Annotated in this window: 1 protein-coding gene; it reads left to right on the top strand. The window is 74.7% G+C overall.

What is annotated here, in order from left to right:
• Positions 1-582 (top strand): hypothetical protein (locus J1M39_RS12120; RefSeq protein ID WP_206496853.1); only part of this gene is annotated, 582 nt, incomplete at both ends.

Raw genomic sequence — 582 nt, 5'->3', positions numbered from 1 at the left:
CACCCACACCCCCGGCACCCCGACGCCCGCGGTGATCCTGCGCGCCCGCCAGCAGTGCCTGGAGCTGACCGGCTCCGATGGCACCCACACCTCCCGCGCCGGCGCCCGCGCCCTCGACGTCAGCACCGGCCCCCTCGAGTCTGGGGCCATGCTGCGCGCCGACCAGGCCCACCACCTCATCAAGACCCTGCGCGCCCTGCCCGAGCGCACCCTGCACCCGGTGGCCGTGGAGGCCGACGACGATCTGGTCTACCTCCACCTGGCCGACTCGACCCTGCGCCTACCCAACATCGCCGCCACCGTCCGCCCGCCCGTGGTGGACCCCGCGCTGATCGACCCGGACGTGCTGATCACCTGCCGATGCCTGGACACCCACGTCCCCGCCGGAGTCCTCGCCGAGCTGACCCGCACCGCCCACCGTCACCGCCGCCTCGGTCCCCTGCGCCTGCTCGCCGGCGGCCGCCCCGGCTACCTCGGATGGGACCTCAGCGGCTGGGCCCACGGCATGATGCGCCAGGACCCCGCCGAGGCCGTCAGCACCCACCAGCCCCCCTTCCATCTGCCCGAGTCCATCCTGAACCC

It is taken from the genome of Micrococcus sp. KRD077 (assembly GCF_017168505.1).
In the GTDB taxonomy this organism is placed as follows: Bacteria; Actinomycetota; Actinomycetes; order Actinomycetales; family Micrococcaceae; genus Micrococcus; species Micrococcus luteus.
This window is presented reverse-complemented; position numbering and strand designations above follow the sequence as displayed.